Consider the following 12,773-nt stretch of genomic DNA (forward strand, 5'->3'; position numbering starts at 1 on the left):
TGGGCTCTATGGCTCGCGCCACCGAACCCGCTCACGCGGTTTCGTCCCGTTCGGGTGACGATCCCTGACGCGGGCAGGGCGGCATTGGCCGCCCTGTGTCGAGCGCCGCCAGCGGCGCGGTTTTCATCAATTCGAGGAAGAAAGAGGCGCTGCCTCTCTCTCCCTGCAAGGTGCCGCTTTGGAGCCGTGGCTCGCTGCGCTGCGCCCGCACCACCCCCTGCACCGGACCTTGCTCCCTCTCTCTCCGCCCCTCGCCGGGTCGGCAGGGGTCATGCGCGGCGCATGACCCGCTGCGCGGATCAGAAGGAGGAAGGCACCATGAACAAACCCACATTCACCGACCCACATATCCGCATCACCAACCGAATCCTCACCGAACTGGAAGAGGGAACCCGCCCTTGGCTGAAACCGTGGAGCGGGGGAGATATGGCCGCATCCCGAGGCGTCCGGCCATTAAGGGCGACCGGAGAACCCTATCGCGGAATCAATGTCCTCTTGCTTTGGCTTGAGGCCGAGGCCGCCGGTTATGCGTCACCCTCCTGGATGACCTACCGGCAGGCGCAGGCCTTGGGCGCACATGTTCGCAAAGGCGAGAACGGCGCGACCGTGGTTTACTACGGCGAGAGCAGAAAGGCCGTGCAGGACGAGGCGACCGGAGAGGACAAGGAACGGGGCTTCCGTTTCCTGAAAACCTACACCGTGTTCAATGTGGCGCAGATCGAAGGCTTGCCTGATCGCTTCCACGCTATCCCGGAGCCATTGCCGGAGCTGAAGCGCATCGAGGCCGCAGAGGCGTTCTTTGAGCGCATCCCGGCGACCGTCCACCACGGCGGCGACCGTGCCTATTATGCGCCCGGAGCCGACCGGATTCAGTTGCCGCCCTTCGCGGCTTTCCACGACGCCCACGGCTATTACGCCACCCGAGGCCATGAAACTGTCCACTGGACGAGCCACAAGTCACGGCTTGATCGCTCATTCGGGCGCGAGCGCTGGGGAGACGCTGGCTATGCCCGCGAAGAACTGGTCGCCGAGCTGGGCGCGGCCTTCCTCGCAGCTGACCTTGGCCTCTGTATTGAACCGAGGCCGGATCATGCCAGCTACATCGCAAGCTGGATTAGGGTCTTGCAGAACGACACCCGCGCCATAGTGCAGGCCGCTGCCCACGCTGAAAAGGCCGTGGCCTACCTCCATAGCGCTGCCGCGATGGCGGAGGCCGCGTGAGCGCACCGCTGATCGAAGCCGCCCCGGCCATGGCCGGGGCGGTAAGTGCCTGTTTACGAAGGGCAAAAGGAGGCAGAAAGGGAAGATTGGGATAGAAGTCAGACGCATCCGATTTTGGATTTACTTCGCCTGAAACCCATGGAAATATGCCTTGTACCAGCCGCAATGCGTTTAGCACAAAGGCTAGCACAAAATCACAAACCGCCCTGAATTAGCCTGATAATTCAGCAACTTAGCCTAGACCCTATCAGACTTAAAATCCCCCGGGCATTGCCCGTGTGGGTTCGAGTCCCACCACCCGCACCAGACCTGCGTAATGGCAAGCAGAATTCCCTAACGCTGCATTAGTCATACCCTCGCTAGCGCTTGCTAACCCTTTCGGAGCAATAGGCTGAAGCAAGCCGTAACCGGCGCAGGGGTCCGATGCGATGAATCTACAGCTGCCCGAGATGGAAGGGGCAAACGGACAGCCGGTCGCGATCGACGATCGCGCCGCGCCGCGCTTCACCTTGCTGATCCGTCCAGGCAAGCTGCATGTCGGCGAGGCCCAGTATCTTTGCGTGATTCGCGATATCTCCGCGACGGGCGTGAGCATCAGGCTGTTCCACCCGATCGATTGGCGCGGCCCGGTGGTGCTCGAGCTGCAAACCGGCGACTGCTACCCGGTCGAGCAAGTGTGGGATCGCGGGGCGGAGGCCGGATTCCGCTTCTTCGATCCGATCGAGGTCGACAGCGTGATCGGCCATTGCAGCCACTATCCGAAACGCGATCTGCGTTTCGAAATCCGCCTGCCGGTCGTCATCCAGGCGCAGGGACAGGCGTTCCCTGCAAGTGTCGCCAACCTTTCACGCCAGGGTGCCTTGGTCGAGAGCGACGACATGTTCGCGATCGGGCAGGCTGTGATGCTCCAAGCGAAAGGCCTGTCGACGATCGAGGCACGTATCCGCTGGCGCAAGGCCAAGGCATACGGCCTGGTATTCGATACGACCTTCTCGCTGCAGCAACTCGCACTCGCACTCCAGCGATTCCAGCATGTCGCGCAACCGCCCAATCTCCCCTCCATGCGGATGTCCGGCACCGCTGCCGAACGGGATTAACCTTCTCCTAACCATTCCCTTTTACCTCCGGCTCAGAACTTTCGAACGGGGATCAATTCATGGGCAATGCACGGGAACTCGAAGTCGATGTGGCGATCATCGGCGCCGGTCCTGCCGGGCTGACTGCGGGTTACCTGCTGACCAAGGCAGGCAAGACGGTCGCGATCATCGAGAAGGACGAGACCTATGTCGGCGGGATCAGCCGCACGGTCGAGCACGATGGATATCGCTTCGACATCGGCGGGCACCGGTTTTTCTCGAAAAGCGCAGCAGTGGTCGACCTGTGGAACGAGATCCTGCCCGACGATTTCATCCAGCGCCCGCGAATGAGCCGCATCTATTACGAAGGCAAATTCTACAGCTACCCGCTGCGTGCCTTCGAAGCCCTGTGGAACCTCGGCATCCTGCGCTCGACCACCTGCATGGTGAGCTACGGCTGGGCCAAGCTGTTCCCTAACCGCAACGTAAAGAGCTTCGAGGACTGGACCAGCAACCAGTTCGGCAAGAAGCTCTATTCGATCTTCTTCAAGACCTACACCGAGAAGGTGTGGGGCATGCCGTGCAACGAAATGAGCGCCGACTGGGCCGCGCAGCGGATCAAGGGTCTCAGCCTGTGGGGCGCGGTAACCGACGGGCTCAAGCGCAGCCTCGGCCTCAACAAGAAGCCCAACGACGGACAGGCGGTCAAGACGCTGCTCGAAACCTTCCGCTACCCGCGCCTCGGCCCGGGGATGATGTGGGAAGCCGCGCGCGACAAGATCGTGGCCAGCGGCAAGGGCCAGGTGATCATGGGCCACGGACTCGAACAGCTCGCATCGGACGGCAAGGGCGGCTGGCGCATGAGCGCGGTCGGCAAGGACGGCAGCAAGCTGATCGTCCGCGCGGCGCACGCGATAAGCTCCGCCCCGATGCGCGAACTGGCCGCGCGCCTGCACCCGCTGCCCGATACGACGTGGAACGCCTCGAAGCTGAAATACCGCGACTTCCTCACCGTCGCGCTGATGGTCGAGGGCGAGGATCTGTTCCCCGACAACTGGATCTATATCCACGACAGCAAGGTGAAGGTCGGCCGCGTGCAGAACTTCCGCAGCTGGTCGCCCGAGATGATCCCCGATCCCGACATGGCATGCGTCGGCCTCGAATACTTCTGCTTCGAAGGCGACGGGCTGTGGTCGATGGACGACGGCGACCTCGTCAAGCTGGCGACCGACGAAATGGAAATTCTCGGGCTGGTCGACCGCAGCAAGGTCAAATCGGGTGCGGTGGTGCGGCAGGAAAAGGCCTATCCGGTCTATGACGAGGATTATGCGGCCAATGTCGAGGCGATGCGCTGCGAACTGGAGGAAAAACACCCTTCGCTGCACCTCGTGGGCCGCAACGGCATGCACCGCTACAACAATCAGGATCACGCGATGATGACCGCGATGCTGACGGTCGAGAACATCCTCGCCGGGGAGCGCATCTACGACACCTGGTGCGTCAACGAGGATGCCGAATATCACGAAGCCGGCGACGAGGGCGCGGAAAAGGCGCTGCCGGCACGCGAGACGATCACCCCCGATCAGGCCGCCGCACTCGGCTCGGTGCGCGAGGTGCCCGGACGCATCAAGCCGGACGAAGGCCGCAAAGTCGCTTAAGTCGGACATTGGGGGAACGAACAAATGAGCGAGGTCCTCAACCGGCTGCAACAGCTTCGCTTGCTGCGCTATGGCATCGCCAGCGTGGTGGCACTGGCTATCGACATGGGGACCTTCCTCGCGTTTCTCGCACTTGCCATTCCTCCGGCCCCGGCGTCGGCCCTCTCATATTCGATCGGGATCGTGACCCACTGGCTCATTTCGAGCCGCGCGGTGTTCACCGAAACGGTTGCGCAGCGCGGCCCGCAGAGAACCCGGCAAAAAGCGCTCTTCGTCGGATCGGCGCTGGTCGGCCTAACGATTACCACGCTGATCGTCGGTGTGAGCGATCTGGCCGGAGCCGACCCGCGTTACGCCAAGCTTGCCGCGATCGTAGTCAGCTTCGCCGCGACCTGGCTGCTGCGCAGCCGGGTCGTGTTTCGCGCCGCTGCCTGAGATGGACAGCGATAGGCGTCTGCGCGGCCATGAGCGCCCCAACCGGCGCATCCTCTTGGTATGGCTGGCGCTCAGCGCGCTGATCCTGCTCGCTGCGATGCAGCGAATTATGCAGGGCCAGTTCCCCGATCCCGACGACGCGCTGCGGCTGGTGCAGGTGCGCGACCTGCTGGCGGGGCAGAACTGGTTCGACACTACGCAATACCGGATCGACCCACCCGGTGGCTCGCCGATGCATTGGTCGCGGCTGGTGGACATTCCGCTGGTGCTCGTAATCGGCTTGCTCACGCCCTTGTTCGGCCAGTCAACCGCAGAGCAGGTCGCCCTCATTGCCGTTCCGCTGCTGACCTTCGGAGTCGCGCTGTGGTGCATCGGCCGGTTGGCGTGGCGTCTGTTCGACAAGCAGGTCGCAACCTATGCCATGCTGGTCTGCGGCTTCATGCCGGCGCTGCTGTTCCAGTTCCAGCCGCTGCGGATCGATCATCACGGGTGGCAGATCGCCAGCGTCTGTGCGGCGCTCTGGGCGCTCGCCTTGCGCAAGCCCCACCACGGCGGTGCCGTTGCGGGGATCGCGATGGCGGTGGGGCTATCGATCTCGATCGAAATCCTGCCGATGGCGGCCACCTTTGCCGCCGTGCTGTTCGTTCGCTGGCTGCGCGATCACCACGCACGCTGGTGGCTGGTCGCCTACCTCCAGGCGCTGGCCATCGGGCTTGGTGCCATCTTCCTGCTGACTCGGGGTTTGCGCGATCTGGCGCAACACTGCGACGCGATCTCGCCCGCGCATATCGGGTTTTTCCTCGTCGTCGCGCTGGGAGTCGGCGCGATCGGGTGGCGCAGCCGCGCAACAAGCCTTGCGCTGATCGCCCTGCTGGGCCTTGCGGGGGCAGCCGGGATCGGATTCTTCGCGCTCTCTTCGCCCGATTGCGTCGCGACGCCGTTCGGATCGCTCGATCCGCTGGTGAAGGACTATTGGTACGTTTACGTCATGGAGGGTCAGCCCTACTGGCGGCAGCAACAGGCGCAGGCTGTGCCAGTGCTCGTCCAGCTGCTCGTCGCTCTTGCCGCCGCACTGGCATTACGCGCCCGCTCGAAGGACTGGCTGCGCAACTGGTGGACCGATTATGCGCTGCTGCTGGCCGGTGCCCTGCTGCTTGCGCTGTTCGTCTGGCGCTCGGCAGCCTTCGCCTCGGCACTGGCAGCGATCCCCCTCGGCTGGTTGCTGGCGGGACTGCTGACGCGCTTGCGCCATGCGCAGGGAGCCGGTGGCAAGGTCGGCGCGATTGCGCTTATCGTGCTGCTGCTCGCCCCTTCCACGCCGTTGTTTCTCCAGCGCAAGCTGATACCGCTGGAAGACGAAGCGCAAGTGACCCATGTCGAGGAATCGGGCTGCGCGATCCGCGAGCAGGCGGCGAAACTCGACGCGCTTGCTCCGGCAACCCTCTTCGCGCCGCTCGACATCGGCCCGGCGATTCTGGTCAAAAGCCGCCATGCGGTAGTCGCGACCGGACATCACCGGGCGGAAACGGCGATGCACGATGTCATCGCAGCCTTCACCAGCGACCCGGACGAGGCGCGCCAGATCGTCAAGCGTCACGGCGGCGACTACATCGTAATGTGCAGCGACCTGGTCGAGCCGCGGCTCTATGCCTCGGCCAACCCACAAGGGCTGATGGCCCGCCTTCTCGCCGGAAACACGCCGGGCTGGCTCGAACCCGTCGCATTCGACGGCCCGGCGGAATTTCGTATCTGGAAAGTTCGGAAAGAACCCGGCGCTAAGCCGGAATAAACTTCATCGCTCCGCCGTTCATGCAGTAGCGCTTGCCGGTGGGGCGCGGCCCGTCGTTGAACACGTGTCCAAGGTGCCCGCCGCAATCGGCGCACAGCACTTCGGTGCGCGGATAGCCGAGCTTGTGGTCGGTGTCGGTCGCGATCGCGCCGGGCAGCGGCTTCCAGAAACTCGGCCAGCCTGTGCCGCTGTCGAACTTGGTATCGGACGCATAAAGCCGGTTTGCACAACCCGCACAAACGAAGGTGCCCTTGCGCTTTTCCTTGTCGAGCGGCGAGCTGTAGGGCCGCTCGGTCCCCGCTTCGCGCAGTATCCAGTACTGGTTGCCCGTCAGCCGCTTCTTCCACTCGGCATTGCTGCGGGTGACCGGCCAGCTCTTCGCCTCGGCGGGCGAGCTACCGCACGCCGCGAGGGCGGAAGCGGCGGCGCCTGCGCCTAGCCAGCCGAGCAGTGTGCGGCGATTGTGCGTCAGTCGGTGGTTCATCCCGGGATCCTTTCGCGCGTCTTGGCTATCATCCCATATACGGATGCGCGGTGCAAAAGGTTGCATTCCCCGAAGGATCAGAACTCGGTAATTTCGACCTCGAGCTTGCGGAAGCCGTGGACGAAATTCGCACGCACGCGCTCGATATCTCCCGCGACATGCACCCGCATCCGGCGCTTGTGCAGTTCCTCCAGCAGCACGCGCAGCTGCAATTCGGCCAGCCGCGCGCCGACACAGCGGTGGATGCCGTAACCGAAGGCGATGTGGCGGCGGGCGTTCTCGCGGGTGATGTCGAGCTTGTCGGGGTTTTCGAACACTTCCTCGTCGCGATTGGCGGAAAGATACCACAGCACGACCTTGTCGCCCTGTTTGATCTGCTGACCGAACACTTCGGTGTCCTCGGTGCAGGTGCGGCGCATATGCGCCAGCGGGGTCTGCATGCGGAGGATTTCCTGCACCGCATTGGGGATCAGTTCGGGCTTTTGTTCGAACAGCTTGCGCTGGTCGGGGTTCTTGTCGAGCTGGTAGATGATCCCGCTCATCGAGTTGCGGGTGGTGTCGTTGCCGCCGACGATCAGCAGCACCAGATTGCCCATGAATTCCTCGGGCCGCATCTGGTTCATCGCTTCGGAATGAAGCATCATCGAGATGAGATCGTCGCCCGGTTCCTTGTCGTGCGTGCGTTCGACCCACAGCGACTGGAAATAGGCCCCCATTTCGTGGAGGAAGCCCCAACGCATCTCGTCGAGTTCGCGCACCGTGGCGAGCTCGGTATCGCCCGACCAGTCGGACCAGAAGGTCAGCAGCCGGCGGTCTTCCCACGGGAATCCAAACAGCAGCGCCAGCATCCCGGTGGTCAGTTCGATGGAGACGGTATCGACCCAGTCGAACACTTTTCCGCGCGGCAGGGAATCGAGCAACTCGCCGGTGCGCTGGCGGATTTCGCCTTCCATCACAGCCATGCCGCTGGGGGTGAACTTGGGCGCGACGGTGCGGCGCTGCCCGGTGTGCTGCGGGCGGTCCATCGCGATGAACATCGGCAGTTCGCGGCGGTCGAATCCGCTGCTGGCGATTTCCTCTTCGGACAAGCGGTTGAGGATGGTGATCCCGCCGTATTCCCAGCTGGAGGAGAAGGTTTCCGGCAGCGCCTCGATATGCTGGATCGCCTTGTGCCCAACCACCGCCCAGTATGGGCCGAACGGGCTCTCGGGAATGTAATGCAGCGGCCCGGCTTCGCGCATCTCGCGGAAGATCGGGTGCCACGTATTGTCCGCATAGATGTCGCTGCGACTGACATCCCACTTGTGGGTATGGACGAGCCGCTGCTCGGGATGCTCGGCGAAATGCTTCTTGAGCGCTTCATGCGCGCTCGGCTCGCTGCGGCATACAGGGCGCTCTGGGGCAATCGTGGCCATTCATTCTCTCCTCTGCCGCTCCCGCTTTGGCCGGGGAGTCAACGGGCAGCATCCTGCCCTTACTTACCGCAATGTCAATAGTGGGTTGCGATTTGCGACCGATCTTCAGGCGGCGGGATCGGCCGCGCGCTTGCGCCAGAAACCGCGCTTGCCGCTGCGCGCGCCGCGCGGGCCGGATTGCATCACCCGGCGGCGGAACAGCGTCGCGCCCGCCTTGACCAGCACCGCTACCGCCAGCGCCTGCCACGCGATTGCCAGTGCGTGCGGCCACAGGCTTTCGCTCTGCGCGGCGCGCGCGAGCATCGCGAAGGGCGAACTGAACGGGAAGATCGCCGCCGCCAGCTCGATCGTCGATCCGGGATTGGCCATCGCATAGCTGGCGAAAAAGAACACCAGCAGCTGCATCATGGTAACCGGCATCGACAGCGTCTGCACCTCGCGCACGGTTGCCGCCATCGAACCGATCGAGAGGAACAGCGAACCGAGGATCAGGTACCCCATGGCGAAATAGATCACCGCGAAGGCGAAGAACATCGGCCAGCCGACGGCCGGCGCGGCGAAGCTCGCCATGTCCCAGCCGCTGCCGAGATAGATCAGGACACCTACCGTGCCCCATACCGCTATGCCGACGAAAGACACCGCGAGCATCGCGAACAGCTTGCCGAGGAACACCGCGTCCATCGGGATTGCGGCGGCGAGCACTTCGATGATCTTGTTGCCCTTTTCTTCGACCAGGTTCGACAGCACCATCCCGCCGAGCAGCATGGTGAGCAGGAACAGCAGCATCTGCCCCGCTTGCGCGGTCTGCACCCGGTTGCGCTTGACGTCGGCGGCGCTGGTGACGACCTCCTGCGTTGCCACCTCGGGAAAGCTGCTGGGAGAGGTGCCGCCCGCGGTCGCCGCGACCAGGCCCACCGCGCCGCGAAAGCGCTCCATCTGGTCGCTCGGCGCGGTCAGCACCGGCGCTTCGGGTGTGCCGCTGACGATCGCGGCATAGTTGCCGCGCCGTTCGCGCAGGATGGCTTCGGGCGCGTCTGTCGCAACTTTGCCGGCAAGGGGGACCAGCGGCGGGATCGCGACCCCCGCATCCTCGCGAAGCATTGTCGCAGCATCGATCATCGCCGCGCTTTGCGCTGCGTCCATCTGCACGCCGATCTCGATCGCCGCCGCCTGTTGCTGGACCTTGCTGCCGATCCCGCCGGCGAGCCCCCCGACCACGATCGGGAACAGCGGCCCGAGCAGGAAGAAGATGAACGCTCGGCTGAACAGGATGGCGAGGAAATCGCGCCGCGCGACGACCCAGGCGGCTTGCAGCGTGGTGAGCCGCGCGGTGGCGGTGGTATTGCTCATCGGTTGGCCTCCGCAGCATTGTCGGCTTCGAGCGCGCGTGCCGCCGCTTCGCCCGCGATATGGACGAAGGCATCGTGCAGCCCGGCGCGCTCGATCGACAGCGAGAGGATGCCCGCCTCGCCGTCGATCAGGGCCTTGAGGAGGCTCTCGATCCCCGCCTCGGGGAGCGAGAAGTGGAAGAAATCGCCTTCGCGCCGTGCGTCTTGCGGCAGGGCGGCAAGCCATGCGCCCTCGCGCGCGCGGGTTTCCAGCCGGACCTGCGCCGGTATCCGATCGCGCGCCGCCTCGACGCTGCCGGCATAGGGCACCTTGCCCCCGGCGATGATCGCCACGCCTTCGCACAGTCGCTCGGCGTGGTGGATCACATGGGTCGAGAAGATCACCGTGGTGCCGCCTTCGGCAAGCTCGCGGATCATCCGTTCGAGCTTGCCCTGGTTGATCGCGTCGAGCCCGCTGAACGGCTCGTCGAGCACCACCAGTCTGGGGCGGTGGACCAGCGTGCCGAGCAGCTGGACGGTCTGCGCCTGTCCTTTCGACATTGCGCGGATCTGCCGTTCGATCGCGAAGCCCATGCCGTGGTTCTCGAGCAATTCGGCCCCGCGCCTGCGCCCTTCGTCGAGCGGCAGGCCACGCAGCGCGCCCATGAAAGCGATCGCCTCGACCCCTTTCATCGCGGGATACAGCCCGCGCTCCTCGGGCAGGTAGCCGATCAGCTTGGCGATCTCGTGCGGCCGGTCGTGCCCGAACACCCGGCGCACGCCCGCGTCGGGATCGATGATGCCGAGCAGCATGCGCAAGGTGGTGGTCTTGCCCGCGCCATTCGGCCCAAGGATGCCGTAGATCGCGCCTTCGCGCACCGAGATGTCGACCCCGTCGACCGCCAGCGTGCCGCCGAAGCGCTTGACCAGCCCCCTCGCCTCGATGGCGAGCGGGTGGGCAGTATCCTCCGCGATGTCGGCGTCCACCCGGTTGTCCTTCGTCGATCTATCGCTTAGCGGCATGTCCATCCGCGCCGCCTAGCTTGTGCGTGTGAACGGGAGGTGCCGCAAACGTGGTTAACGCGCCGGTCATAGACGCGCTTAAGCATGATCTGAAAGCAGAAGCTGCGCGGCTCGGTTTCGCGTCGGTCGGCTTTGCGCCCGCGTCGGACGACCCCGAACAGGTGAGGCGCCTGCGCGATTGGCTCGAGGCAGGCAACCATGGCACGATGCAATGGATTGAGGACCGCGCCGAGGTGCGGCAGGGCCCGCAGTCGATGTGGCCCGAGGCGCGCAGCGTGATCGCGCTCGGCATGAGCTATGCGCCCGAGATCGACCCGTTGGCGCTGGAAGGCGAGCCGGAGAAGGCACGCATCTCGGTCTATGCGCAGGGCCGCGATTATCACGACGTGGTCAAGAAAGCGCTCAAGGCGCTGGCGCGGTGGCTGGTGGCCGAAGCGAGCAAGCGAGGGCTGGGCGAGCCCGCGCTCAAGGTTTTCGTCGATACCGCACCGGTGATGGAAAAGCCGCTCGGGCAGTCGGCCGGTCTGGGATGGCAGGGCAAGCATTCGAACCTCGTCAGCCGCGAGCACGGCAGCTGGCTGTTTCTTGGCGCGATCTACTGCACCCTCGAATTCGCGCCCGACGCTCCGCACGAAGACCGCTGCGGATCGTGCAATGCGTGCCAGCTCGCCTGCCCGACCGACGCCTTTCCGCAACCCTATGTGGTCGACGCGAGGCGGTGCATTTCCTACCTCACGATCGAGCATAAGGGGCCGATCCCGGAGGAATTCCGCGCCGCGATGGGCAACCGCATCTATGGCTGCGACGATTGCCTCGCGGTGTGCCCGTGGAACAAGTTCGCCGAGGCTTCGGCGCGGAACAAGGCCTTCGCGCCGCGCGAGGACCTGGTTGCGCCGCCGCTGGCCGAACTGCTGGCGCTCGACGATGCTGCGTTCCGGGCGAAATTCGCCGGCTCGCCGATCAAGCGCATCGGGCGCGACCGGTTCGTGCGCAATTGCCTGATCGCGGCGGGGAATAGCGGATCGGCGGATCTGCTGCCGCAGGTCACCGCGCTCTGCGACGATCCTGATCCGGTCGTGGCCGAAGCGGCGCAGTGGGCACGCGAAAGGCTTACAACAGTTCCTTGAGCGGGATCTCCGGATCGGCCAGCGCGTCGCGGTCGGGATAGGCGCGCGCTTCGACCAACTTGCGGCCCTGCACATAATCCTTCGTGTTGTTGACGCAATCGAGCGCGATCACCCGGCCTTCCTTCAGATAGACGACCGAGAACTTGCGCTCCGCCGGATCGCCGCGGACCAGCGTCTCGTCGTAATCGACCGACAGACCGGCGGTCTGGAGCTTGAGGTCATACTGGTTGGACCAGAACCAAGGAAAGGCGCGATAGGGCTGCGGATCGCCGCAGATTGCCTTGGCGGCGGTGGTCGCCATGTCGTTGGCATTCTGGACCGATTCGACGCGCAGAACCGCCCCGTCCGCCCATTCGTTGGCATGCGCGGCGCAGTCGCCAATGGCATAAACATCGTCGAGCACGGTGCGGCAATATTCGTCGACATCGACTCCGTTCGACCCGCTTGCCCCGGCGGCGATCAGCGGCCCGATCGCCGGAACGATGCCGATCCCGACCACCACGAGGTCTGCCGGGATCGTTTCGCCCGCTGCGGTGGTCACGCCGGTTACGGTGGTGCCGTCCCCCTCGATCGCCTCGACCAGCGTTTCGAGCCGCACGTCGACACCCTGCCGCCGGTGCTCTTCGAGATAGAATTGCGACAGCTCCGGCCCTGCGACCCGGGCGAGCAGGCGCGGCAGCGCTTCCAGCAGCACCACCTCGCGGCCCAGCTTACGCAGCACCGCCGCTGCCTCGAGCCCGATGTATCCTCCGCCGACCACCACGATTGTCTGCGCCCCGGCGTCCAGCTCGGCCTGCATCCGGTCGACGTCGGCTCGCGTGCGCACGGTGTGGATGCCCGCCAGATCAGCGCCCGAGCACGACAGTCGCCGCGCATCGCCGCCCGCCGCCCAGATCAGCTTGCGGTATGAGACCTTGCTGTCGTCACCCAGGGTGACCATGTGCCCTAGCGGATCGATCTCGCGCACATTGGTGCCGAGCCGCAGAGTCACATCCTTGTCAGCCCAGAACTCTTCCGGACGGATTCGGATTCGCTCGAACGCCTTTTCCCGCGCGAGATATTCCTTCGACAGGGGCGGCCGTTCGTAGGGTACTTCGGGTTCGCGGCCGATCATCGCGATCGAGCCTTCGAACCCGTTCTGCCTCAGCGCGATGGCGGCCTGCGCGCCGCCATGGCCTGCGCCCACGATGATGACGTCGAAATGCTCCATCCGCGCT

The 12,773-nt window shown here is 64.7% G+C and carries 11 protein-coding genes; 6 read left to right on the forward strand and 5 right to left on the reverse strand.

Annotated features, from left to right (window positions below; translation table 11 throughout):
• Positions 1-318 precede the first annotated feature (318 nt).
• The 5 genes from NSO95_RS00520 to NSO95_RS00540 all read left to right on the forward strand — a co-directional run bounded on the left by NSO95_RS00520 (position 319) and on the right by NSO95_RS00540 (position 6,179).
• Positions 319-1,221: an ArdC family protein gene (locus NSO95_RS00520; protein ID WP_257594179.1), complete on the forward strand. Its 903-nt coding sequence runs from the start codon at positions 319-321 to the stop codon at positions 1,219-1,221.
• A 428-nt stretch (positions 1,222-1,649) separates the two neighbouring features.
• Positions 1,650-2,318 (forward strand): PilZ domain-containing protein, encoded by a 669-nt coding sequence (locus NSO95_RS00525; protein WP_257594180.1) that lies wholly within the window; start codon positions 1,650-1,652, stop codon positions 2,316-2,318.
• 59 nt (positions 2,319-2,377) lie between these two features.
• Positions 2,378-3,955 carry an NAD(P)/FAD-dependent oxidoreductase gene (locus NSO95_RS00530; RefSeq protein WP_257594181.1) on the forward strand — a complete coding sequence of 526 codons (1,578 nt, stop codon included), beginning with the start codon at positions 2,378-2,380 and terminating at the stop codon, positions 3,953-3,955.
• Between the two features lie 24 nt (positions 3,956-3,979).
• Positions 3,980-4,390 carry a GtrA family protein gene (locus NSO95_RS00535; RefSeq protein ID WP_257594182.1) on the forward strand — a complete coding sequence of 137 codons (411 nt, stop codon included), beginning with the start codon at positions 3,980-3,982 and terminating at the stop codon, positions 4,388-4,390.
• Between the two features lies 1 nt (position 4,391).
• Positions 4,392-6,179, forward strand: a complete 1,788-nt coding sequence (locus tag NSO95_RS00540) for an ArnT family glycosyltransferase (protein ID WP_257594183.1) — start codon at positions 4,392-4,394, stop codon at positions 6,177-6,179.
• On the opposite strand, the gene msrB is transcribed toward NSO95_RS00540, so the two are convergent.
• The 4 genes from msrB to NSO95_RS00560 form a co-directional block, all read right to left on the reverse strand.
• Positions 6,166-6,663, reverse strand: a complete 498-nt coding sequence (msrB, locus tag NSO95_RS00545; protein ID WP_257594184.1) for a peptide-methionine (R)-S-oxide reductase MsrB — start codon at positions 6,661-6,663, stop codon at positions 6,166-6,168. The two genes, NSO95_RS00540 and msrB, sit on opposite strands and share 14 nt — an antisense overlap.
• 77 nt (positions 6,664-6,740) lie before the next feature.
• Positions 6,741-8,078, reverse strand: a complete 1,338-nt coding sequence (locus NSO95_RS00550; protein ID WP_257594185.1) for a cytochrome P450 — start codon at positions 8,076-8,078, stop codon at positions 6,741-6,743.
• 105 nt (positions 8,079-8,183) lie between these two features.
• Positions 8,184-9,428, reverse strand: a complete 1,245-nt coding sequence (locus tag NSO95_RS00555; protein ID WP_257594186.1) for an ABC transporter permease — start codon at positions 9,426-9,428, stop codon at positions 8,184-8,186.
• Positions 9,425-10,435, reverse strand: coding sequence for an ABC transporter ATP-binding protein (locus NSO95_RS00560; RefSeq protein WP_436278013.1), 1,011 nt, complete (start codon positions 10,433-10,435; stop codon positions 9,425-9,427). Before NSO95_RS00560 ends, NSO95_RS00555 begins: the two co-directional genes overlap by 4 nt.
• A gap of 44 nt (positions 10,436-10,479) precedes the next feature.
• Between NSO95_RS00560 and queG the strand changes: the two genes are divergently transcribed.
• The gene (gene queG / locus NSO95_RS00565; RefSeq protein WP_257594188.1) at positions 10,480-11,556 is read left to right on the forward strand and encodes a tRNA epoxyqueuosine(34) reductase QueG; all 1,077 of its coding nucleotides are present in this window, start codon (positions 10,480-10,482) and stop codon (positions 11,554-11,556) included.
• Here queG and NSO95_RS00570 read toward each other — a convergent pair.
• A complete protein-coding gene (locus tag NSO95_RS00570) occupies positions 11,540-12,766 on the reverse strand; it encodes an NAD(P)/FAD-dependent oxidoreductase (RefSeq protein ID WP_257594189.1) in 1,227 nt (408 codons plus the stop codon). The two genes, queG and NSO95_RS00570, sit on opposite strands and share 17 nt — an antisense overlap.
• Between the last annotated feature and the right edge of the window lie 7 nt (positions 12,767-12,773).

This window comes from Parerythrobacter lacustris, from assembly GCF_024626475.1.
Taxonomy (GTDB): Bacteria; Pseudomonadota; Alphaproteobacteria; order Sphingomonadales; family Sphingomonadaceae; genus Parerythrobacter_A; species Parerythrobacter_A lacustris.